The sequence below is a fragment of the Rossellomorea sp. NRS-1567 genome (assembly GCF_050467885.1).
GTDB classification, from domain to species: domain Bacteria; phylum Bacillota; class Bacilli; order Bacillales; family Bacillaceae_B; genus Rossellomorea; species Rossellomorea aquimaris_C.
In genome coordinates this window covers 1-21,499 of the sequence record NZ_JBITPL010000028.1, presented here as the reverse complement: position 1 = coordinate 21,499, position 21,499 = coordinate 1, and the positions used below count along the sequence as shown (strand labels likewise).

Annotated in this window: 36 protein-coding genes; 34 read left to right on the top strand and 2 right to left on the bottom strand. The window is 41.6% G+C overall.

The features are described 5' to 3' along the window. Positions 1-2 precede the first annotated feature (2 nt). The 32 genes from rplP (at position 3) to ACIFOD_RS19970 (ending at position 18,528) form a co-directional block, all read left to right on the top strand. Complete coding sequence (gene rplP / locus ACIFOD_RS20125) at positions 3-437, top strand: 50S ribosomal protein L16 (protein ID WP_060674116.1); 435 nt, start codon at positions 3-5, stop codon at positions 435-437. Further along, positions 427-630, top strand: a complete 204-nt coding sequence (gene rpmC, locus ACIFOD_RS20120) for a 50S ribosomal protein L29 (protein WP_060674114.1) — start codon at positions 427-429, stop codon at positions 628-630. Before rplP ends, rpmC begins: the two co-directional genes overlap by 11 nt. Before the next feature lie 20 nt (positions 631-650). Beyond that, positions 651-914, top strand: a complete 264-nt coding sequence (rpsQ, locus tag ACIFOD_RS20115) for a 30S ribosomal protein S17 (protein WP_430316008.1) — start codon at positions 651-653, stop codon at positions 912-914. A 44-nt stretch (positions 915-958) separates the two neighbouring features. Beyond that, a complete protein-coding gene (gene rplN / locus ACIFOD_RS20110; protein WP_060674112.1) occupies positions 959-1,327 on the top strand; it encodes a 50S ribosomal protein L14 in 369 nt (122 codons plus the stop codon). 39 nt (positions 1,328-1,366) lie between these two features. Then, complete coding sequence (gene rplX / locus ACIFOD_RS20105) at positions 1,367-1,678, top strand: 50S ribosomal protein L24 (RefSeq protein ID WP_034765969.1); 312 nt, start codon at positions 1,367-1,369, stop codon at positions 1,676-1,678. 26 nt (positions 1,679-1,704) lie between these two features. Next, a complete protein-coding gene (gene rplE, locus ACIFOD_RS20100) occupies positions 1,705-2,244 on the top strand; it encodes a 50S ribosomal protein L5 (RefSeq protein ID WP_430316007.1) in 540 nt (179 codons plus the stop codon). Positions 2,245-2,268: 24 nt separating this feature from the next. Continuing rightward, positions 2,269-2,454, top strand: coding sequence for a type Z 30S ribosomal protein S14 (locus tag ACIFOD_RS20095; RefSeq protein WP_010191505.1), 186 nt, complete (start codon positions 2,269-2,271; stop codon positions 2,452-2,454). A gap of 30 nt (positions 2,455-2,484) precedes the next feature. Continuing rightward, the gene (rpsH, locus tag ACIFOD_RS20090; protein ID WP_060674108.1) at positions 2,485-2,883 is read left to right on the top strand and encodes a 30S ribosomal protein S8; all 399 of its coding nucleotides are present in this window, start codon (positions 2,485-2,487) and stop codon (positions 2,881-2,883) included. 30 nt (positions 2,884-2,913) lie between these two features. Further along, on the top strand, positions 2,914-3,453 hold the full coding sequence (rplF, locus tag ACIFOD_RS20085) for a 50S ribosomal protein L6 (RefSeq protein ID WP_034765962.1): 540 nt from the start codon (positions 2,914-2,916) through the stop codon (positions 3,451-3,453). Positions 3,454-3,486: 33 nt separating this feature from the next. Next, entirely contained in the window at positions 3,487-3,849 is a 363-nt protein-coding gene (gene rplR / locus ACIFOD_RS20080; protein ID WP_430316006.1) for a 50S ribosomal protein L18, read from the top strand. 23 nt (positions 3,850-3,872) lie between these two features. Continuing rightward, on the top strand, positions 3,873-4,373 hold the full coding sequence (rpsE, locus tag ACIFOD_RS20075; protein ID WP_060674103.1) for a 30S ribosomal protein S5: 501 nt from the start codon (positions 3,873-3,875) through the stop codon (positions 4,371-4,373). A gap of 13 nt (positions 4,374-4,386) precedes the next feature. Next, positions 4,387-4,569, top strand: a complete 183-nt coding sequence (gene rpmD / locus ACIFOD_RS20070) for a 50S ribosomal protein L30 (protein ID WP_044340532.1) — start codon at positions 4,387-4,389, stop codon at positions 4,567-4,569. A 32-nt stretch (positions 4,570-4,601) separates the two neighbouring features. Beyond that, positions 4,602-5,042, top strand: coding sequence for a 50S ribosomal protein L15 (rplO, locus tag ACIFOD_RS20065; RefSeq protein WP_060674101.1), 441 nt, complete (start codon positions 4,602-4,604; stop codon positions 5,040-5,042). After that, positions 5,042-6,334 carry a preprotein translocase subunit SecY gene (secY, locus tag ACIFOD_RS20060; protein WP_044340534.1) on the top strand — a complete coding sequence of 431 codons (1,293 nt, stop codon included), beginning with the start codon at positions 5,042-5,044 and terminating at the stop codon, positions 6,332-6,334. The genes rplO and secY overlap by 1 nt, the downstream gene beginning before the upstream one ends. Before the next feature lie 63 nt (positions 6,335-6,397). Further along, the gene (locus ACIFOD_RS20055) at positions 6,398-7,048 is read left to right on the top strand and encodes an adenylate kinase (protein WP_430316005.1); all 651 of its coding nucleotides are present in this window, start codon (positions 6,398-6,400) and stop codon (positions 7,046-7,048) included. Further along, positions 7,048-7,794, top strand: a complete 747-nt coding sequence (gene map / locus ACIFOD_RS20050) for a type I methionyl aminopeptidase (RefSeq protein WP_113970900.1) — start codon at positions 7,048-7,050, stop codon at positions 7,792-7,794. Before ACIFOD_RS20055 ends, map begins: the two co-directional genes overlap by 1 nt. A gap of 18 nt (positions 7,795-7,812) precedes the next feature. Next, positions 7,813-8,133, top strand: a complete 321-nt coding sequence (locus tag ACIFOD_RS20045) for an RNA-binding protein (protein WP_397554513.1) — start codon at positions 7,813-7,815, stop codon at positions 8,131-8,133. After that, positions 8,126-8,344, top strand: coding sequence for a translation initiation factor IF-1 (gene infA, locus ACIFOD_RS20040; protein WP_034765945.1), 219 nt, complete (start codon positions 8,126-8,128; stop codon positions 8,342-8,344). Before ACIFOD_RS20045 ends, infA begins: the two co-directional genes overlap by 8 nt. Before the next feature lie 38 nt (positions 8,345-8,382). After that, positions 8,383-8,496 (top strand): 50S ribosomal protein L36, encoded by a 114-nt coding sequence (rpmJ, locus tag ACIFOD_RS20035; protein WP_003156543.1) that lies wholly within the window; start codon positions 8,383-8,385, stop codon positions 8,494-8,496. 24 nt (positions 8,497-8,520) lie between these two features. Beyond that, a complete protein-coding gene (gene rpsM / locus ACIFOD_RS20030) occupies positions 8,521-8,886 on the top strand; it encodes a 30S ribosomal protein S13 (RefSeq protein WP_034765943.1) in 366 nt (121 codons plus the stop codon). A 25-nt stretch (positions 8,887-8,911) separates the two neighbouring features. Next, complete coding sequence (gene rpsK / locus ACIFOD_RS20025; RefSeq protein ID WP_113970901.1) at positions 8,912-9,301, top strand: 30S ribosomal protein S11; 390 nt, start codon at positions 8,912-8,914, stop codon at positions 9,299-9,301. A 171-nt stretch (positions 9,302-9,472) separates the two neighbouring features. Continuing rightward, on the top strand, positions 9,473-10,417 hold the full coding sequence (locus ACIFOD_RS20020) for a DNA-directed RNA polymerase subunit alpha (protein WP_034765941.1): 945 nt from the start codon (positions 9,473-9,475) through the stop codon (positions 10,415-10,417). Between the two features lie 46 nt (positions 10,418-10,463). After that, on the top strand, positions 10,464-10,826 hold the full coding sequence (gene rplQ, locus ACIFOD_RS20015; protein WP_034765940.1) for a 50S ribosomal protein L17: 363 nt from the start codon (positions 10,464-10,466) through the stop codon (positions 10,824-10,826). 284 nt (positions 10,827-11,110) lie between these two features. Then, complete coding sequence (locus ACIFOD_RS20010; RefSeq protein ID WP_397554503.1) at positions 11,111-11,947, top strand: energy-coupling factor ABC transporter ATP-binding protein; 837 nt, start codon at positions 11,111-11,113, stop codon at positions 11,945-11,947. Beyond that, complete coding sequence (locus ACIFOD_RS20005) at positions 11,923-12,792, top strand: energy-coupling factor ABC transporter ATP-binding protein (protein ID WP_430316004.1); 870 nt, start codon at positions 11,923-11,925, stop codon at positions 12,790-12,792. The genes ACIFOD_RS20010 and ACIFOD_RS20005 overlap by 25 nt, the downstream gene beginning before the upstream one ends. Then, on the top strand, positions 12,789-13,586 hold the full coding sequence (locus ACIFOD_RS20000; protein ID WP_430316003.1) for an energy-coupling factor transporter transmembrane component T family protein: 798 nt from the start codon (positions 12,789-12,791) through the stop codon (positions 13,584-13,586). Before ACIFOD_RS20005 ends, ACIFOD_RS20000 begins: the two co-directional genes overlap by 4 nt. 14 nt (positions 13,587-13,600) lie before the next feature. Then, positions 13,601-14,353, top strand: a complete 753-nt coding sequence (gene truA, locus ACIFOD_RS19995; RefSeq protein WP_430316002.1) for a tRNA pseudouridine(38-40) synthase TruA — start codon at positions 13,601-13,603, stop codon at positions 14,351-14,353. Positions 14,354-14,765: 412 nt separating this feature from the next. Continuing rightward, a complete protein-coding gene (gene rplM, locus ACIFOD_RS19990; protein WP_113970906.1) occupies positions 14,766-15,203 on the top strand; it encodes a 50S ribosomal protein L13 in 438 nt (145 codons plus the stop codon). Between the two features lie 22 nt (positions 15,204-15,225). Beyond that, positions 15,226-15,618, top strand: coding sequence for a 30S ribosomal protein S9 (rpsI, locus tag ACIFOD_RS19985; RefSeq protein ID WP_113970907.1), 393 nt, complete (start codon positions 15,226-15,228; stop codon positions 15,616-15,618). Positions 15,619-15,801: 183 nt separating this feature from the next. Then, complete coding sequence (locus ACIFOD_RS19980; protein ID WP_397554507.1) at positions 15,802-16,248, top strand: DUF2521 family protein; 447 nt, start codon at positions 15,802-15,804, stop codon at positions 16,246-16,248. Between the two features lie 106 nt (positions 16,249-16,354). After that, on the top strand, positions 16,355-17,083 hold the full coding sequence (gene cwlD / locus ACIFOD_RS19975; protein ID WP_430316001.1) for an N-acetylmuramoyl-L-alanine amidase CwlD: 729 nt from the start codon (positions 16,355-16,357) through the stop codon (positions 17,081-17,083). Between the two features lie 395 nt (positions 17,084-17,478). Next, positions 17,479-18,528, top strand: a complete 1,050-nt coding sequence (locus ACIFOD_RS19970; RefSeq protein ID WP_324746292.1) for a P-loop NTPase — start codon at positions 17,479-17,481, stop codon at positions 18,526-18,528. Positions 18,529-18,586: 58 nt separating this feature from the next. Here the strand turns inward: ACIFOD_RS19970 and gerD are convergent, their stop codons facing one another. Further along, complete coding sequence (gene gerD / locus ACIFOD_RS19965; RefSeq protein WP_430316000.1) at positions 18,587-19,231, bottom strand: spore germination lipoprotein GerD; 645 nt, start codon at positions 19,229-19,231, stop codon at positions 18,587-18,589. A gap of 149 nt (positions 19,232-19,380) precedes the next feature. Between gerD and ACIFOD_RS19960 the strand changes: the two genes are divergently transcribed. After that, on the top strand, positions 19,381-20,016 hold the full coding sequence (locus ACIFOD_RS19960) for a KinB-signaling pathway activation protein (RefSeq protein WP_430315999.1): 636 nt from the start codon (positions 19,381-19,383) through the stop codon (positions 20,014-20,016). A 46-nt stretch (positions 20,017-20,062) separates the two neighbouring features. Here the strand turns inward: ACIFOD_RS19960 and pdaB are convergent, their stop codons facing one another. Beyond that, positions 20,063-20,812 (bottom strand): polysaccharide deacetylase family sporulation protein PdaB, encoded by a 750-nt coding sequence (gene pdaB / locus ACIFOD_RS19955; RefSeq protein WP_430315998.1) that lies wholly within the window; start codon positions 20,810-20,812, stop codon positions 20,063-20,065. A 140-nt stretch (positions 20,813-20,952) separates the two neighbouring features. On the opposite strand from pdaB, the gene ACIFOD_RS19950 reads away from it, so the two are divergent. Next, positions 20,953-21,180 (top strand): hypothetical protein, encoded by a 228-nt coding sequence (locus ACIFOD_RS19950; protein WP_113970914.1) that lies wholly within the window; start codon positions 20,953-20,955, stop codon positions 21,178-21,180. Positions 21,181-21,499: the final 319 nt, after the last annotated feature.

The following is a 21,499-nucleotide window of genomic DNA, read 5'->3' as shown; positions in this document are numbered from 1 at the left end:
TTATGTTATTACCTAAACGCGTTAAACATCGTCGCGAACACCGTGGAAAAATGCGTGGACGTGCTAAAGGCGGTCAAGAAGTAGCGTTCGGTGAATACGGTTTACAAGCAGTTGAAGCTTCTTGGATCACAAACCGTCAAATCGAAGCATCTCGTATCGCTATGACTCGTTACATGAAACGTGGCGGTAAAGTATGGATTAAAATCTTCCCTCATAAACCTTACACTGCAAAACCTTTAGAAGTACGTATGGGTTCAGGTAAAGGTGCTCCAGAAGGTTGGGTAGCAGTAGTTAAGCCTGGAAAAATCATGTTTGAAATCGCTGGTGTGTCTGAAGAGGTAGCTCGTGAAGCACTTCGTCTAGCATCACACAAACTTCCTATCAAAACGAAGTTTGTAAAACGTGAGGAAATTGGTGGTGAATCAAATGAAAAGTAATGAAATTCGTGACCTAACCACTGCTGAAATTGAACAAAAAGTAAAAACTCTAAAAGAAGAGTTATTTAACCTTCGCTTCCAACTTGCGACTGGGCAATTAGAAAACACAGCTCGCATCCGTGAAGTCCGCAAAGGGATCGCTCGTATGAAAACTGTAATCCGTGAAAGAGAGATCGGGGTTAACAATCGATAAATGAGAGGAGGTTTGCTTAAATGAGTGACCGCAACCAACGTAAGGTATACACTGGCCGTGTTGTTTCCGACAAAATGGATAAAACAGTAACGGTTATGGTAGAAACTTATAAAAAGCATTCTCTATACGGCAAGCGCGTTAAGTACTCTAAGAAGTTAAAAACTCATGATGAGAACAACGAAGCAAAAGTAGGAGATATCGTACGTATCATGGAGACTCGTCCACTATCTGCTACAAAACGTTTCCGTTTAGTAGAAGTTGTTGAAAAAGCAGTTATTATCTAATATATTTGTTCGGATATTTTATATTCCGAAGGGAGGTTACCTACATGATTCAACAAGAATCACGTTTAAAAGTTGCTGACAACTCTGGTGCTCGTGAAGTATTAACTATCAAAGTGCTTGGTGGTTCTGGACGCAAGACAGCTAACATCGGTGATGTTATCGTGTGTACAGTAAAACAAGCAACACCAGGTGGCGTTGTTAAAAAAGGTGACGTAGTAAGAGCGGTTGTTGTACGTACTAAATCTGGTGTACGTCGTCAAGACGGTACTTACATTAAGTTCGACGAGAACGCTTGTGTAATTATCCGTGACGATAAGGGACCACGTGGTACTCGTATCTTCGGACCTGTTGCTCGCGAACTACGTGACAGCAACTTTATGAAAATTGTATCTTTAGCTCCAGAAGTTCTTTAATAGATATTAGCATTGGGCCATTCAAGGAGGTGCGATGAAATGCATGTAAAAAAAGGCGATAAAGTAATGGTCATTACAGGGAAAGACAAAGGCAAAACAGGTGTTGTTCTTGCTTCATTCCCAAAGAAAGACCGAGTGCTAGTTGAAGGAATTAACGTTGTGAAAAAACACGCTAAACCTTCACAGATGAATCCGCAAGGCGGAATCATCAGCCAAGAAGCATCTATCCATGTATCAAATGTTATGCTTCTAGATCCGAAATCTAACGAGCCAACTCGTGTAGGTTATAAGACAGAAGACGGCAAAAAAGTACGTGTAGCAAAAAAATCAGGTGAAGTTCTAGATAAATAGTACGATTAAGAAGGGAGGTATTCTGAATGAACCGCCTAAAAGAAAAATTTCAACAAGAAATCAGTCCAGCTCTAGTGAGCAAATTCAATTACAAATCAGTAATGGAAGTACCTAAAGTTGAAAAGATCGTTGTCAACATGGGTATCGGTGAAGCTGTTTCAAACTCAAAAGCTCTTGATGTAGCTGTTGATGAATTAACTCAAATCACTGGTCAAAAACCAGTCGTAACGAAAGCTAAAAAATCTATCGCAGGCTTCCGTCTTCGTGAAGGTATGCCAATCGGTGCAAAAGTTACTCTACGCGGAGAGCGTATGTACCAATTCTTAGATAAATTGATTTCTGTTTCACTTCCACGTGTACGTGACTTCCGCGGTGTTTCTAAAAAAGCATTCGACGGTCGCGGGAACTATACATTAGGAGTAAAAGAGCAATTGATTTTCCCTGAGATTGATTATGATAAAGTGTCTAAAGCACGTGGTATGGATATCGTAATCGTAACTACTGCGAACACAGACGAAGAAGCTCGTGAATTATTGACACAAATCGGAATGCCATTCCAAAAGTAATCGCTATATAAGGGAGGCGAAAATGTGGCTAAAAAATCTATGATTGCGAAACAAAAACGCACGCCAAAGCATAATGTTCAAGCGTACACTCGTTGCGAACGTTGCGGACGTCCTCATTCAGTAATCCGTAAATTCAAGCTTTGCCGTATTTGTTTCCGTGAACTTGCATACAAGGGTCAGATTCCAGGCGTTAAAAAAGCTAGTTGGTAATACCCCATATTGGGAAGGAGGTAAATTATTATGACAATGACAGATCCAATTGCAGATTTGCTAACTCGCATCCGTAATGCGAACATGGTTCGTCACGAAAGATTAGAAGTTCCTGCTTCTAACATCAAGAAAGAAATTGCTGAAATCCTCAAACGTGAAGGTTTCGTGCGTGACGTAGAATATGTAGAAGATAACAAGCAAGGTGTTATCCGCATTTTCTTAAAATATGGAGCAAATAACGAACGTGTAATTACTGGATTAAAGCGTATCTCTAAACCTGGTTTACGTGTATATGCGAAATCTACAGAAGTACCTAGAGTATTAAACGGCTTAGGTATTGCACTTGTTTCTACTTCTACAGGTGTTTTAACTGATAAAGAAGCTCGTGCTCAACAAGTAGGCGGAGAAGTACTAGCTTACGTTTGGTAATATTTTTTATATGAATGGAGGTGCAACAGGATGTCACGTGTAGGAAAACTACCAGTCGAAATTCCATCTGACGTTACTCTAACAGTAGGTGAAGATAACACTGTAACTGTAAAAGGACCTAAAGGGGAACTTTCTCGTACATTCAATTCTGATATTAAAGTTGAATTAGAAGGAAATGTAGCAACAGTTACTCGTCCTTCTGATGCAAAAGAACACCGCGCGTTACACGGTACAACTCGTGCCCTAATCGCGAACATGGTTGAAGGTGTATCTAAAGGATTCCAAAGAAATCTTGAGCTAGTCGGTGTAGGTTACCGTGCTCAAAAGCAAGGTACGAAGCTTGTACTAAACGTTGGTTACTCTCACCCAGTTGAGATTGAACCAGAACAAGGTATCGAGATCGAAGTACCAGCAAACACAAAGATATCTATCAAAGGTATCGACAAAGAACGTGTTGGAGCATTAGCTGCTAACATTCGTGCTGTACGCTCTCCTGAGCCTTACAAAGGAAAAGGTATTCGCTACGAAGGTGAATATGTTCGTCGTAAAGAAGGTAAAACAGGTAAATAATGCCGCGTAGGCAAAAGAAAGGAGTGACCGTAGGTGATTACTAAGCCAGATAAGAACAAAACACGTAAGAAGAGACATGCTCGTGTCCGTTCAAAAATTACTGGAACTGAAACTCGTCCTCGTTTGAACGTTTTCCGTTCTAACAAAAATATCTACGCTCAACTTATCGATGATATGAACGGTGTTACTCTAGTTAGTGCATCTTCTCAAGATAAAGATTTCGATCTAGACTCATCTGCTACTGCTGATGCAGCAGCGAAAGTTGGAGAACTAGTTGCGAAACGTGCAGTAGAAAAAGGATTGAAATCCGTAGTATTTGACCGTGGTGGATATTTATATCATGGCCGTATCAAAGCTTTAGCTGAAGCAGCTCGTGAAAACGGCTTAGAATTTTAATAAAAAAAGGAGGGACAATCCAGATGCGTCGTATTGATCCAAGTAAACTAGAATTTGAAGAACGCGTAGTTACAATCAATCGTGTTGCGAAAGTTGTTAAAGGTGGACGTCGTTTCCGTTTCGCTGCTCTTGTAGTAGTGGGCGATAAGAACGGTCACGTTGGTTTCGGAACGGGTAAAGCTCAAGAGGTACCTGAAGCAATCCGTAAAGCGATTGAAGATGCGAAGAAAAATCTAATTGAAGTTCCTATGGTTGAAGGTACAACACCTCACCTAGTAACTGGACGATTTGGTGCTGGTCAAATTCTGATCAAACCTGCTTCTGCGGGTACAGGAATTATTGCCGGTGGACCTGTTCGTGCCGTACTTGAATTAGCTGGTGTTCAAGATATCCTATCTAAGTCTTTAGGATCTAACACTCCAATTAACATGGTTCGCGCTACAATCGAAGGTTTAAAACAATTAAAGACCGCTGAAGACGTTGCAAAATTACGTGGTAAATCAGTAGAAGAGATATTAGGATAAGGGAGGGATAACGATGGCTAACAAACTAGAAATTACCCTCACTCGCAGTACAATTGGTCGTCCTCAAGATCAACGTAAAACAGTTGAAGCTTTAGGACTTCGCAAAATGCATCAAACAGTTGAACAACAAGATAATGCTGCTATCCGCGGTATGATCAACAAAGTTGCTCACCTTGTAACGGTTACAGAAAAATAATCGATTTCTTTCGAAAAAAAGGAGGTGCCGACATGAAATTACATGAGTTAAAGCCTACAGAAGGTTCACGTAAAGTCCGCAATCGTGTAGGACGTGGTATTGGTTCAGGTAATGGAAAGACTTCTGGTAAAGGTCATAAAGGACAAAACGCCCGTTCAGGTGGCGGAACTCGTCCTGGCTTTGAGGGTGGTCAAACACCATTGTTCCAACGTCTACCTAAACGTGGATTCACGAACATCAATCGTAAAGAATATGCAATCGTCAATCTTGACGTATTGAATCGCTTCGAAGATGGTACAGAAGTTACTCCAGCTCTACTTGTAGAATCTGGTGTAGTGAGTAACGAAAAAGCAGGAATTAAGATTCTTGGTAAAGGTTCAATCGAGAAAAAGCTTACAGTAAAAGCACACAAATTCTCAACCACTGCTAAAGAAGCTATCGAAGCTGCTGGCGGTACATCCGAGGTGATCTAATGTTTCAAACTGTCTCCAATTTTATGCGCGTGGGTGATATAAGAAACAAAATTATCTTCACCCTTCTAATGTTAATAGTCTTTCGTCTTGGTACCTTTATTCCGGTGCCAAACGTAGACGCTAATGTATTGAAAATGCAAGACCAGGCAGGAATTCTCGGATTCCTTAATACATTTGGTGGCGGTGCACTGCAAAACTTCTCCATCTTTGCGATGGGAATTATGCCTTACATTACCGCTTCAATCATCGTACAACTCCTGCAAATGGATGTTGTTCCGAAGTTTACAGAGTGGTCTAAGCAAGGTGAAGTCGGACGCCGAAAATTAGCTCAGTTCACACGTTATTTCACCATCGTTCTCGGATTCATCCAAGCTTTAGGTATGTCCTATGGTTTCAATAGAATATATGGTGGAATGCTTATCCAAAGCCCAGGAGTTAGTACGTACCTACTAATAGCGTTAGTTCTAACAGCTGGTACGGCTTTTCTTATGTGGTTAGGTGAACAAATCACGGCTAAAGGTGTCGGGAATGGTATTTCGATCCTGATCTTTGCAGGTATCGTTGCTGCTATCCCTAACACAGTAAACCAAATCTATGCTCAACAAATTGAAGGGGCAGGCGAACAGCTCTTCCTTCGAATTGTGGTTCTTGCACTTCTTGTTTTAGCAGTTATTGCAATCGTGGTTGGTGTCGTGTTTATTCAACAAGCACTTCGTAAAATTCCGATTCAATATGCAAAACGTTTAGTGGGGCGTAGTCCGGTTGGTGGACAATCAACACATCTACCGTTAAAGGTAAATGCTGCGGGTGTTATTCCAGTTATCTTTGCGATATCTTTCATAATCACGCCACAGACCATTTCATCTTTCTTCGGAGAAAATGATGTGACAAGTACTATTCAGTACATCTTTGATTACACTAAACCAGTTGGTATGATCATCTATGTAGCTCTGATCGTTGCCTTTACGTATTTCTATGCTTTCATTCAAGTGAATCCAGAACAAATGGCTGAAAACTTGAAGAAGCAAGGTGGATATATCCCTGGTATTCGTCCAGGTAAAACCACACAAGAGTATCTCACTCGCGTTCTGTATCGTCTAACATTTGTTGGGGCAATCTTCTTAGCTGTCATCTCGATACTTCCTGTTTTCTTCATTAACTTTGCGGGATTACCTCCTGCAGCTCAAATCGGTGGAACAAGCTTACTCATCGTAGTAGGGGTTGCACTTGAGACAATGAAGCAACTGGAAGCGCAGTTAGTGAAACGTCACTACAAAGGATTTATTAAATAAGAGGGTTTTCGGGAACGTTTTGTTCCTGAAGCCATTTTATAGACAATTAGGGGGAGTTCGAGAGTGAATATAGTTCTTATGGGCTTACCAGGCGCAGGAAAAGGCACTCAAGCTGAAAAGATCGTAGATAAATATGGTATCCCCCATATATCTACTGGCGATATGTTCCGTGCAGCTATTAAAGGCGGTACTGAACTAGGCTTGAAGGCTAAATCATTCATGGATAATGGCGACCTTGTTCCTGATGAAGTAACAATCGGTATCGTTCGTGAACGTTTAAGCAAAGAGGACTGTAAAAAAGGCTTCTTACTGGATGGGTTTCCAAGAACGGTTGCTCAGGCAGAAGCACTTGAAAACATCCTGGCTGATCTTGGTAAAAAAATGAATTATGTCATTAATATAAATGTAGATAAGGACATCCTGATGGAGCGCTTGACAGGTCGCAGGATCTGTAAAGAGTGCGGCGCTACTTATCATCTTGTCTTTAATCCGCCAACAGAAGAGGGCGTTTGTGATCGCTGCGGCGGCGAGTTATATCAACGCGCAGATGATAACGAAGAAACGGTTCAAAACCGTTTAGACGTAAACATCAAGCAAACTCAACCACTATTGGCTTACTACGAAGACAAAGGCTATCTGAAAAACATTGACGGTCAACAAGACATCCATAGAGTGTTTGATGACATTGATGAACTACTTGGAGGCCTTTCATAATGATCATTTCTAAAACTCCGAGAGAGATTGAGATTATGCGGCAAGCTGGAAAGATTGTGGCATTAACTCATGCGGAATTGCAAAAGCATATTTCTCCGGGAATATCGACGAAGGAATTGGATGCAATTGCTGAAAAATTCATTCGTAAACATGATGCAATTCCATCTTTTAAAGGGTATAATGGGTTTCGTGGCAGCATCTGTGCTTCCGTCAACAATGAGTTGGTGCATGGAATTCCAGGCGATCGGGTATTGAAGGATGGCGATATAATCAGCATCGATATCGGTGCTAAATATAACGGTTATCACGGTGACTCGGCTTGGACATATCCAGTTGGAACAATAGATGATGAAACCCAGAAGCTTCTGGATGTTACGGAAGAGTCATTATTTCTGGGACTTAAGGAAGCTAAACCAGGCGAGCGTCTGTCGAATATCTCTCATAGTATACAAACATTTGTTGAGGCTAATGGCTTTTCTATCGTTCGAGAGTATGTGGGGCACGGAGTTGGTCAAGACTTACATGAGGACCCGCAAATTCCTCATTATGGACCACCCAACAAAGGTCCTCGTTTAAAGCCTGGCATGGTACTGGCTATTGAACCAATGGTTAATGCAGGAAGTCGATATGTTAGAACGTTATCAGATAACTGGACAGTCGTCACAGTAGATGATAAAATGTGTGCGCACTTTGAACACACCATTGCAATTACTGAAGGCGGCTATGAGATATTGACGAAAGCCTAAGTGAAGGTGATTGGATTGATCGACTCAGATTCGACGATTCCGAGGATCGGCCAGATTGTTCAAACCCTTAAAGGGAGAGAAACAGGAAGCTACTCGGTCGTTGTTCAGCAATTGGATGAACGTTTTGTACTCATAGCAGATGGAGATCGAAGAAAGTTTGATCGCGCCAAGCGAAAGAACATCGCTCATCTTCACTTGTGTGACTATGTTTCTCCAGAAGTTCAAAACAGTATTATAGAAACAGGAAGAGTTACGAACGGTAAACTGCGTTATGCTGTTTCAAAGTTTGTTAACGAAGTTTTAAATGATGAGAAGAAGGGAGACATGTTCGATGGCTAAGGATGATGTAATTGAAGTTGAAGGTAAGGTCGCTGAGACTTTGCCCAATGCGATGTTTAAGGTAGAATTAGAAAATGGTCATACAGTACTGGCGCATGTTTCAGGAAAGATCCGTATGCATTTCATTCGTATCCTACCTGGTGACAAGGTAACAGTAGAATTATCACCGTATGACTTAACTCGTGGTAGAATCACTTATCGTTATAAATAATCTATTGCACTCCGTACTATTAAGGAGGTTAGAATAAGATGAAAGTTAGACCATCTGTTAAGCCAATCTGCGAAAAATGTAAAGTTATTCGTAGAAAAGGTAAAGTCATGGTTATCTGTGAAAACCCTAAACACAAACAAAAACAAGGCTAATCTTAAAGGAGGTGCGCTATCACTATGGCACGTATTGCTGGTGTAGACATTCCACGTGACAAACGTGTTGTCATTTCATTAACATACATCTACGGTATTGGTAAAAATACTGCAGCGAAAATCTTATCTGAAGCTGGTGTATCTGAGGATACTCGCGTTCGCGATCTTACTGACGACGAACTAGGAAAGATTCGTGATATCGTTGATAAATTAAAAGTAGAAGGTGATCTTCGTCGTGAAGTATCACTAAACATCAAACGTCTTATGGAAATCGGTTCATACCGCGGTCTTCGTCACCGTCGTGGACTACCTGTTCGTGGACAACATACGAAGAACAATGCTCGTACACGTAAAGGTCCTCGTAAGACTGTAGCTAACAAGAAAAAATAATAGGTAAAGGAGGTTACTTCTTAGTATGGCACGTAAAACAAACACTCGTAAACGTCGTGTGAAAAAGAATATCGAAGCTGGTATTGCACACATTCGTTCTACATTCAATAACACAATCGTAACTATTACTGATGTTCACGGAAATGCTATTGCTTGGTCAAGTGCAGGTTCACTAGGATTCAGAGGTTCTCGTAAATCCACTCCATTCGCAGCGCAAATGGCAGCTGAAACTGCAGCGAAAGCTTCTCAAGATCATGGTTTAAAAACTCTTGAAGTAACAGTAAAAGGTCCTGGTGCTGGTCGTGAAGCAGCTATCCGTGCTCTTCAAGCAGCAGGTCTAGAAGTTACTGCAATCAGAGACGTTACTCCAGTTCCTCATAATGGATGCCGTCCACCAAAACGTCGCCGCGTTTAATTTTTCTGTATAAATTTTGTATCGTTGTCTATAATGGGATATGATACAAGATACGTTCATTCAGAAAAGTAACCAGTTGTTGGTGCACAATAGGGAACGTAAACATGGGGAATTTCGGACTTTAACTTATTTAGCCCGGAGTTTCGACGTTTTGAAGGAGGGTAAATATTAATGATCGAAATTGAAAAGCCAAAAATTGAAACGGTTGAGATCAGCGATGATGCCACATATGGAAAGTTCGTCGTAGAACCACTTGAGCGTGGATATGGTACAACTTTGGGTAACTCCTTACGTCGTATCCTACTATCGTCACTCCCAGGTGCTGCTGTCACATCTATTCAAATAGATGGAGTACTGCATGAGTTTTCAACAATTGAAGGCGTCGTAGAGGATGTCACATCCATCATTTTGAATATCAAGAAGCTAGCGTTGAAGATCTACTCTGATGAAGAAAAAACGCTGGAAATTGATGTACAGGGCGAAGGAGTTGTAACGGCTGCTGATATTACTCATGATAGTGATGTAGAAGTGTTAAATCCTGATTTACACATCGCAACATTATCTAAGAGTGGACACTTCCGTGTGCGTTTAAGCGCATCACGTGGACGTGGATACAGACCAGCAGACCAGAACAAACGTGAGGATCTTCCTATTGGCGTGATCCCAATCGATTCTATTTACACTCCAGTTTCACGCGTTAACTATCAAATAGAAAATACTCGTGTTGGTCAAATGACGAACTACGATAAACTTTCTCTTGATGTATGGACTGATGGAAGTATTGGACCAAAAGAAGCGATTTCTTTAGGTGCTAAGATTCTAACAGAACACTTAAATATTTTCGTTGGCCTTACAGATGAAGCGCAGAATGCTGAAATCATGGTAGAAAAAGAAGAAGACCAAAAAGAGAAAGTTCTTGAGATGACGATCGAAGAATTAGATCTTTCTGTTCGTTCTTATAACTGCCTGAAGCGTGCTGGAATCAATACTGTTCAAGAGCTTGCTAACAAGACAGAAGAAGATATGATGAAAGTGCGTAACTTAGGACGTAAATCACTTGAAGAGGTTAAAGTTAAACTTGAAGACCTTGGACTTGGCTTACGTAAAGACGACTGATAACATCTTCTTTCATATATAGATTCAACAAAGGAGGGAACCCTTAATGGCTTACAGAAAGTTAGGACGTACCAGTGCTCAACGTAAAGCAATGCTACGTGATTTAGCTACAGACCTAATCATTAACGAGCGCATCGAAACAACTGAAACTCGTGCGAAAGAGCTTCGCTCAGTTGTGGAAAAAATGATCACTTTAGGTAAACGTGGTGACATTCACGCGCGTCGTCAAGCTGGTGCATTCATTCGTAAAGAAGTTGCAAACGCTGAAAACAACCAAGATGCTTTACAAAAGTTATTCTCTGACATCGCTCCTCGTTACACAGAGCGTCAAGGCGGATATACTCGCATTATGAAGGTTGGTCCTCGCCGTGGTGACGGTGCTCCAATGGCAATCATCGAATTAGTTTAATAATTCGTGACTTCTAACATTAAGGGCAGGACAGTTAATCCTTAACTGCTTCTTTGCCCTTTTTGTATAAGTGCATGTTGATGAAAAGCAGAGCGTTACGATGAGCAGCTCCGGCTGACTCGTCTAGCTCGTGCATCCCTTCCAACTTCTATTTTCATAGAAGCTGTTCAGTGGTTGAACAAGAAAAGATCTCTTTTCTTTGGTCGGGGTGCAGGCTTTTTTTTTATATGTAGAGATTTTTTGAGCAGAGCTGAGTATGGATAGCGTAGAGGAGGTTACAGAAATTGAAGGAAATCATTAAAGTAGACGATGTACATTTCAGATACCCTGATCAGAATTCCTTCGCCCTTGAAGGCATTAGTCTGACTGTCAATCAAGGTGAATGGTTAGCGATTGTAGGTCATAACGGATCCGGTAAGTCGACTCTTGCCAAAATGTTGAATGGGCTTCATTTTCCTGAGAAGGGGAGGGTAACGGTGGACGGTATCGTTCTTGAGGAGAGCTCTATTTGGGACATCCGTTCAAAGCTGGGTATGGTTTTTCAGAATCCCGATAATCAATTTGTTGGTGCTACAGTAGAAGATGATGTGGCTTTTGGGTTAGAAAACCATGGGGTACCTTATGAATCTATGGTACAGCGAGTCAATGATGCTTTAAAAAGTGTCCATATGGAAGATTTTCTTAATCAAGAGCCGCACCATTTATCAGGGGGGCAAAAGCAGCGTGTAGCGATTGCCGGGGTCGTAGCCCTTCAGCCATCGATCATCATCTTAGATGAAGCGACATCGATGCTTGATCCGAAAGGAAGAAAAGAAGTTCTTGAAACAGTACGCAAGCTGAAAGAGGAAGAAAACCTGACGGTGATTTCCATCACTCACGACCTGGAAGAAGCGACAAAAGCCGATCGAATGATTGTATTAAATCAAGGCATGGTCTTTAAGGAAGGAACCCCGGAAGAAATTTTCTTATTAGAGGACGAGTTAATCAAGCTGGGCCTTGACTCTCCTTTTACAATAAAGCTTGCTGGAGCCCTTAAAGAGGCAGGGATACCCTTGTCTAAAACCTATTTTACAGAAGAAGAGTTGGTGAATGAATTATGCAAATCACATTTCAACAGGTAGAATACCGGTATTCATTCAACACTCCATTCGAAAAGCTTGCCCTTCAAGATATCAATCTTTCCATCCCGACAGGTCAGTTCCTCGCGGTGATCGGTCACACCGGTTCAGGGAAATCAACACTCCTGCAGCATTTAAATGGACTGTTAAAGCCTACGGAGGGCCTTGTACAAGTTGGAGAGCATCAAATAAAAGCCAAACAAAAGGCAAAAAGCTTAAAGTCGGTCAGACAGAAGGTAGGCATCGTCTTTCAATTTCCTGAGCATCAGCTGTTTGAAGAAACCGTACTTAAAGACATCTGTTACGGACCAATGAACTTTGGAGTATCCGAAGAAGATGCGATAAGAAGAGCCAAGGAACTGATCGTAAAGGTTGGACTTTCAGAAGAAGTACTTAATAAATCCCCTTTTGATTTATCAGGGGGACAAATGAGACGTGTGGCCATTGCAGGAGTACTTGCAATGAATCCGGAGGTCATTGTACTCGATGAACCTACAGCGGGACTCGATCCAAGGGGTCAACGTGAAATCATGGACATGTTCTATGATCTTCATAAAGAAAAAGGACTGACGACCATTCTCGTCACCCATAGCATGGAAGACGCTGCTCATTATGCAGAAGAGATTGTGATCATGCAGAAAGGCAGTCTTAAGAGAAAAGGAAGTCCTGAGGAGATATTCTCTTCCGCGGATGAACTGTTTGAGATGGGATTGGACGTGCCCGACGTCGTTCGTTTTCAATATCAATTTGAATACAAATCAGGAAAGAAGCTACCGAAAACCTGTTTAACGATAGAAGAATTAGCTTCAGCCATCCGTACAGTCAGTGACGGAGGTGAAGTCCTATGATGGAGAAAATGATCTTTGGTCGCTACGTACCTGCTAAATCCATCCTTCATCAGATGGATCCGAGGGCAAAACTATTATTTATCTTTGGATTTATATGTGTCGTCTTTCTGGCAAATAATTTTGTTACGTATGGATTGCTTGGTCTTTTTACGTTTAGCGCACTCATTCTTTCTAATCTTTCCTTGCGTTTTATTATCGGTGGATTGAAGCTTATCCTATGGTTGATTCTGTTTACGTTCTTTTTACACGTGTTTTTCACCAAGGAAGGCCCCGTCATCCTGGACTTAGGCGTATTATCTGTTCATGAAGAGGGGTTAAGGCAGGGGATCTTTATTTCTTTACGATTCTTTTATCTGATTCTCGTCACGTCTTTATTAACGCTGACGACCTCCCCTATTACGATTACGGACGGTCTCGAGACGCTATTGAACCCATTGAAAAAAGTGAAGTTTCCCGTTCATGAGCTGGCTCTTATGATGTCGATTTCCTTACGGTTCATTCCGACTTTGATGGAGGAAACGGATAAAATCATGAAGGCACAAATTGCAAGGGGGGCTGAGTTTTCTTCCGGTCCTATCAAAGATCGGATCAAAGCCATCATCCCTTTACTGATCCCTCTTTTCGTCAGTGCCTTTAAACGTGCAGAGGACCTGGCAACAGCCATGGAAGCAAGAGGGTATCAAGGTGGAGAAGGCAGGACGAAATACCGGCTGTTATCCTGGCACAAGAAGGATACAGGGTCTTTAGTGGTACTGGCCTTTCTAACAGTTATATTAATTATTTTTAGAGGATAACGGGGGTGTCGTGCATGCAGAGAGTGAAGTGTACCATCGCTTATGATGGCACCTATTTTCATGGTTATCAGGTACAACCCAATCAGCGTACCGTCCAGGGGCTCATAGAAGATATTCTGTCCACGATCCATAAAGGGGCAAGAATCCGGATCAGTGGGTCGGGTCGGACCGACGCAGGTGTTCATGCGAACGGACAGGTTTTTCATTTTGATACACCCTTGTCCATCCCTGAAGAGAAATGGCCGGTCGTGCTGAACACACGCTTACCGGATGAAGTAACCGTTAAAGAATCTGAGTTTGTTCCAACTGATTTCCACTCAAGGTTCTCTGTCCTACAGAAGGAATATCGCTACCGTGTGTATACGGGAGAGTCGAGAAGTCCGTTTAACCGTCACTTCGCCCTTCATTATCCCTATACTTTATCTGTAACGGATATGGAGCGTGCTGCACGGCACCTTATCGGAGAGCACGACTTCACGAGCTTTTGTTCGGCTAAGACGGAAGTGGAAGATAAAGTAAGAATCATTCACCATATTGACATTCAAGAACATGAAGAAGAAATCGTTTTTTCTTTTGTAGGAAATGGATTTTTATACAATATGGTGAGGATATTGGTTGGTACATTATTAGAAGTAGGCTCCGGGGATTTACCGGTAGAGGAGATCCCTGAAATACTGGAAGCACGGGATCGCAATAGGGCAGGGAAGACAGCGCCACCTCATGGGTTATATCTGTGGAAGGTTGATTATGGTTGTAATCAGAATTAGTGGGTATTTAACATTCTGAAAGATAGTTTATATTAGCACCGTTGAAGTTGATTGGAGCGGAAGGTGCTCGACTCCTGCGGGAATAGCGGGACAGGTGAGACCCCACAGGCGAAGCCGAGGAGGCTCACCGCCCGCCCCGCGGAAAGCGAGCACCTGGAGCGGAAATCAACCACTACTATCTAGGTATAGACATACCTTCTCGTAACCATAAAATGAATTGGTTAGTTAAAGATGATAATCAAGTTTCAAAAAAAATACTAAAACAACTAATCCTGGTGTAACATTCTCTTGACAATAGTCTGGGAACAAGATAATATAGCATATGGTATGTTATTAACCCCACGATAAGCCCCGGAAACTTATTGTGATTAGAAAATAAATACTACGGATTCATTAAATAGGAGGTTAAATCATGCGTACAACGTATATGGCAAAAGCCAACGAAATCGATCGTAAATGGTTCGTTGTAGATGCTGAAGGCAAAACTCTAGGACGTTTAGCTAGTGAAGTTGCTTCAATTCTACGCGGAAAACACAAACCAACATTCACACCACATGTTGACACTGGTGATCATGTAATCATTCTTAACGCTTCAAAAATTGAACTAACTGGTAAAAAGTTAACGGATAAGATTTACTACCGTCACACTAATCACCCAGGTGGTTTAAAACAACGTACAGCATTAGAAATGCGTACAAACTACTCAGAGAAAATGTTAGAGCTTACTATCAAAGGTATGCTTCCAAAAGGTTCTCTAGGTCGTCAAATGTTCAAGAAATTACATGTATATGCTGGAGCAGAGCATAAGCATCAAGCACAACAACCTGAAGTTTACGAACTTCGTGGATAATTAATAAGAGGAGGTTATTATCTTGGCTCAAGTTCAATATTACGGAACTGGTCGTCGTAAGAGCTCAGTAGCTCGTGTACGTTTAGTACCAGGTAACGGAAACATTGTTATCAATGATCGTGAAGTAGAAGTATATATCCCATTCGCAGCACTAAGAGAAGTAATTAAGCAACCACTAGTTGCAACTGAAACTCTTGGTAACTATGACGTTTTAGTAAACGTTCATGGTGGAGGCTATTCTGGTCAAGCTGGTGCGATCCGTCACGGAATCGCTCGTGCTTTACTACAAGCAGACCCTGAGTACCGTGGATCTCTAAAACGCGCTGGATTATTAACTCGTGACTCTCGTATGAAAGAGCGTAAAAAATACGGTCTTAAAGGTGCACGTCGCGCGCCACAATTCTCTAAGCGTTAATTATTATTTCAAACAAAAGCTCAACCGATTCATTCGGTTGGGCTTTTGTTGTTATGTGGGAGAGGGACGGACCTTCTGTTTCACGTGAAAATCAGAGGTCCGTCCCTCAAAAAAATTGGTAACAGTTACTCGAATGAAGTGGTGTGTTAAGTAGGAAAATACGTTCAAAGGGGTGGATGACTTTTGAACGTTATTACAACTTTCAATACAAAGAGAAGAGAAAAGCAAATTAAGACGGAAAGAACATTGCTGAAAGAGATTTCAATTAAAATGCTTCAGGAGAGTGTCCGGAAGCATTTTGGATATATAAAGGTTCAAGGCGGCGTATTTATGCAGCAGGGCTTTGATGAGGCATGCTTTGATGTGGCCATTGAAGCCTATCTGCTCGGTGGAAAGGTCAGCAAGTTTGGTTATACTGGTGAACCCACAGACGACGTGAAAAAGCGGTGCGAGGAAGAATTAAAACACTTTATTGATACACTTTATAATTTCTGGCTGTATTGGTCAGAGATGGGTGTCTCTAATCAAGTGGATGAATCCTTTTATTTTTGCTGCGAGCACTTTGTGGAAACATGGTGGTCAGAAGGGTATGAAAAGGGGATCAAGCGTCATAAACTGCGTTTGAATTAATCATTTCAGTTCTAAAAATCATTCTCGTCCCATATTTTTTTAGTAAGGACAACGGAGTTATAAAGAGGTTTTACTCCGGGTTGAAACTGGAAATGGGAGGACTGGAATGATTCAGAAACTAAAGGTTATCGGGATGATTTCTGCACTGGCGATATTATTATTCATTATTCAATATAAGATTCTGGACAAGGATACGTGGGATTCCTGGAATCTCCCCTTATCAGGTAAAATCATCTATATAGATCCCGGACATGGCGGGCCGGACGGTGGGGCTGGTGATCAGGATGCCCTTGAAAAGGACATCGCTTTAAATGTGTCTCTGATGATAAGGGATTATCTCCAGGAACAAGGGGCTCTCGTGATCCTGACGCGTGAAAAAGACGAAGATCTTGCCGATGAAGGAACCAAAGGATACAGCCGACGGAAAGTGGAGGATTTAAAGAAGAGGCTAAGCTTAATCAATGATTCTGAAGCAGACTTATTTTTAAGTATCCATCTGAACTCCATTCCATCTGCTAAGTGGAGCGGTGCCCAAACATTTTATAATCCAAAGTACACAGAGAATAAAGCCCTTGCAAAAGCCATTCAAGGAGAGCTTACACGTAATTTAGAAAACACGACACGTGAAGCGAAGGGCATTCAAAATGTGTATATCTTAAAACACGCCAAAAAGTCAGGAGCCTTAGTGGAAATCGGGTTTTTATCCAATCCAGGCGAGCGGGCTAACTTACTTAAAGAAGACTACCAGCAAAAAATCGCTGCCTCTGTATATCAGGGGGTTCTCAATTATTTAACAATAGAAGATGAAGACGAAGAAAAGGCTGACGAGGAATAACCTCTCAGCTTTTATTTTTGGCTAATTTCGAAAAGATTGTTGTTTAAATACAGAAGGTCTGTTTGACCTGTGTCTGAGGGTGTAGAGAATAGCCTTTAAGGAAACATACTTCGAAAGTTGATTGGAGCGGAAGGATGCTCGACTCCTGCGGGAATAGCTGGACAGGTGAGACCCCGGAGCCAAAGGCGAGGAGGCTCACCGCCAGCCCCGCGGAAAGCGAGCATCCTGTAGCGGAAATCAACTACTGCTTTCTTATCTAAGAAAGAATCAAACGTTACGACCATTCATTATTCAACAAAAGCATTCCAAACCTTTTGATCATTCATTCAACTAAGAATATGTTATACTGAAAGCAGATTGATTGAAAACGAATACATAGAAAAGGGTGGTTATTCATGTTAACTGAACAACAGACACGCGAACTTTTATTTGGATTAAAAGATCCTTTTTTAAATAAAACGTTAGAAGAAACAAATGGTATCGCAGAAATTTCAATTAAGGAAGAAAAGAAGCATGTAAGCGTGAAGATTGCCATTGCCAAGACAGGTACTGGTGAACAAATGCAATTCCAACAAAAGATCGTACAAGTCTTAAAGGATAACGGAGCGGAATCTGTCGGGATCCGGTTCACGGAGCTTCCACAGGAAGAGCTTGAAAAGCATAGAGGATCCGGTGGACAAGGAACGGATCTTTTATCACCTGCAAGTAAAACAACCTTTATCGCGATTGCCAGCGGAAAAGGCGGAGTAGGAAAGTCGACAGTTTCTGTTAACTTAGCTGTGTCGTTGGCCCGTCAAGGCAAAAAAGTCGGGCTCGTGGATGCAGATATTTACGGGTTCAGTGTTCCGGATATGATGGGAATCGTGAAACGACCGGTTGTTCGGGGAGAAAGAATTATTCCGGTAGAACGTTTCGGTGTAAAAGTCATCTCTATGGGCTTCTTTGTAGAAGACAATGCCCCCGTTATTTGGAGAGGGCCGATGCTCGGAAAAATGCTGAATAATTTCTTCTCAGAAGTAGAGTGGGGAGAGCTGGACTACTTGCTATTGGACCTGCCGCCAGGAACAGGAGACGTTGCCCTTGATCTTCACACGATGCTTCCACATTGTAAGGAGATCATCGTAACGACGCCGCATCCAACAGCAGCATTCGTAGCGGCCAGAGCCGGTGCCATGGCCCTGCAAACCGATCATGACATTCTCGGTGTGGTTGAGAACATGTCCTATTTCGAAAGTAAATTAACAGGCGAAAAAGAATTCGTATTCGGTCAAGGTGGAGGAGAGAAGCTGACGGAAGAACTCCGTACCGATTTATTAGGCAAGCTTCCACTTCAACAGCCTGATTGGAACGAAGAGGATTTTGCTCCTTCCATTTACGCAGAGGACCACCGTTTAGGGCAGATCTATGGTGACATCGCTCATAAAGTGATTGAAAAACTCTCTTAATGAACCGTATAAAAGGACAAATGCGTTGGAATCTCCACGCATTTGTCCTTTTTAAATCTTATTGGCTTCCACCGCCACTGCCTGTACCACCAGTATCTTCAGATCCGCCTTGTCCCCCGGAAGAGGATTCTTGACCTCCACCTTCGCTTTTACCGCCATCTTTCATTTCTCCGGCAGCCTTCAACAATACATCCTGAAGTTTAGCCTTAAACAGAGGGCTTTCAAATGTTTCCGTAATGACTTTTTGCAGATATTCCCTATATTCTTGGCTTTTTAATGCTTCAGTCAGTTCCTTCTTGAATTCTGGGTCCTTTAACAGATCCATCATCATTTTTTGATACTCAGGATCCTTCATGAGGTCTTTGAGCAATTTTTCATTTCCATCCTTCATGCTTTTCGCCATCGCTTCGGCAAACTTAGGGTCTTCGAAGGATTTCTTCCAGAATTCAGTTCCTTTTTCAGAGGTCAACGTCTTCGAAATCGTATCCGTCACAACCCCTTGGTCCATAATTAGCTCTGATTTCATTTTTTCATCAGACATGACTTCTTGAATCGCTTTTTTACCATCATCTGTCTTTAATATATCGACAACCATTTTCTTGGTTTCTTCATAATCCATTTTGCCACTGCCTGTATCCCCACCACCGCCACAAGCGGATAGAAGAAAAATCGTCAGTAGAAAAAGAAAGGAATATCTTTTCATGGGTAGGCTCCTTCCATACAAATTCCCTTACCCTTAATATGAGAAATAACGAAAAAAATATGCACAAGGAAAATTGGAACCTGGATTTTTTACAGTGGCGTTGGTACAATCAAAAGAGTGTATATTTTTTTATTTGGAGGAAAATAGAAGTGACCATCCGCAATTGGATTCGTTTTTTCATTCATACGTTAGTGATCGGTGGAGCCGTGACTGCCATCGCCGCACTTCTCATTAGATGGGATCAGTTCGGCCCATACATTCAAGACGGAAACTTGATTGGCATATTATCAAGTCTACTTTGGTTTATATTTGTAGGTTTCACATTTAGTGTAATCAGTCAGATGGGGTATTTCGCTTATTTAACCATCCATCAATTCGGGATGGGAATGTTTAAGGGATTATGGAATCCCGTTCAAGTGGTCCTGATTGCTCTTGTCCTGTTTGATTTAATCTACTTCCGATTCAGAGCTTTCGCTGAAGAAGGCGAGTCGTATACGCCTTATATTTTTCTGGGAATCGGCATCCTGGTCGTTGGCTTAATCGTAGCTTACATGAAGAATCAGCAATCAGAAGCCAAGACGAACACATTTGTGTCTGCCTTATTCTTTATGATTGTTGTAACGACACTGGAGTGGCTGCCGGTCCTACTGGTGAATTCCGTTAAATGGCTGTACCTTATGCTGCTGGCCTTATTGGCATGTAATGCATTCCAGCTTCTGCGTCTTCCTAAATATATCGAGAAGTCCCAATTGGAAAGACAACGTAAGCAGCCAACGGAGAGTTAAACAAATAAAAGCCCGCTGATGAGATCCCTTCATCAGCGGGCTTTTATTATTGTATGAGGGAAGACTTGGCATCCCCATTTGAAATCATGTCTGAAACCGTAATGAAATCCCCTTTTCCTTTCAACTCCTTCACGATGGTCGGTAAAGCGGATTTCGTTTGTTTAGCTGAATCCGATGCATGAAGGAGAATGATGTCCCCTTTTTTGGCTTTCTTCACATTATTGATAATTTCATCTACACCAGGATTCGTCCAATCTTTAGAGTCTACACTCCAGTGAACCACTGTCAGTCCAAGAGAGTCAGCTACCTTTAATGTTTCTTTATCAAAGTGACCGGTTGGCACGCGTAATAACTTCACATCTTTTACATTCAGCTTCTTGAAAACGGTATCGGCTTTTAAAATGTCCTGCTTGATCTTATTTGGTTCCATATCCGTATAATCGGAATATGCATAGCCAAGATTTCCGATTTCATATCCCTGCTTCACGATTTGCTCCACTAAATCAGGGTGTCTCTCCGCCCAGGCTCCGGAAAGAAAGAAGGTAGCGGACTGGACATTCATCCTCTTTAATTCTTCAAGGATCGGCCCCGCTTTTTCATCTCCCCAACCAATATTGAATGTAATCGCGACTCCCTTTTCCCCTTTGTAGATCGCTTTCGGTCCATCCTTCGTACTAAAAACAGAAAGAGTCGAAAGGTTACTGCTATATACAAACAAGGCAGTGAAAAATGAAATCACGATAATCAGACTGATTTGCTTTAACTTCTTAGCATGAACTGTGTGAAACGTATTCAATATTTCATCCCTCCGTTCAACCGTCTATCTCTACTAAAGATATGCATGTCCCCGGAAAAAATATCTATCTTATAAAAAAATGATTATAAATTTCTTTTAATGGAAAAAACTACAAATACAAACATTAAGGGGTGACATACTTGCTGGGGTTAATGATTAATGACAGAGAGAAACAAGAAATAGAGTATTTGTTAAAAAGAGAAATGGATGAAATACTGTTCGATCTAAAAGATTCTCGAATTGATCATATCGTTAAGAGAGCAATGGATGAACGGTACAAAATCTTATTTTCACTCTTTAAAAGGTTTGCCAGTCATAAGGAATGTCTAAAGTATATGAAGACGGCAGCGAAGAAAGAAACATATTGATTAAAAATCAGCTTCCGTAAGTATCCGAACGGGAGCTTTACTATGTCCTAATAGTGAATGGAGGGAGCGGCTAACTGAATGAAAAGGCTGAAGTGTAAAAGAGGTAATGTGTTTGAAATATTTTTAAAAAAGTTCATGAAATGTATTGACCCCTCCCGATAAACTTGGTATATTAATAAACGTCGCTGAAACGCAATGAATTATTTAGAAGAAACACCATTAAATAATTCCGAAAAACAGTTGACACCACATAAGAATTTGTGGTAAATTAATAAAGTCGCTCCAAACGGAGTCGCTAGCACATTGAACCTTGAAAACT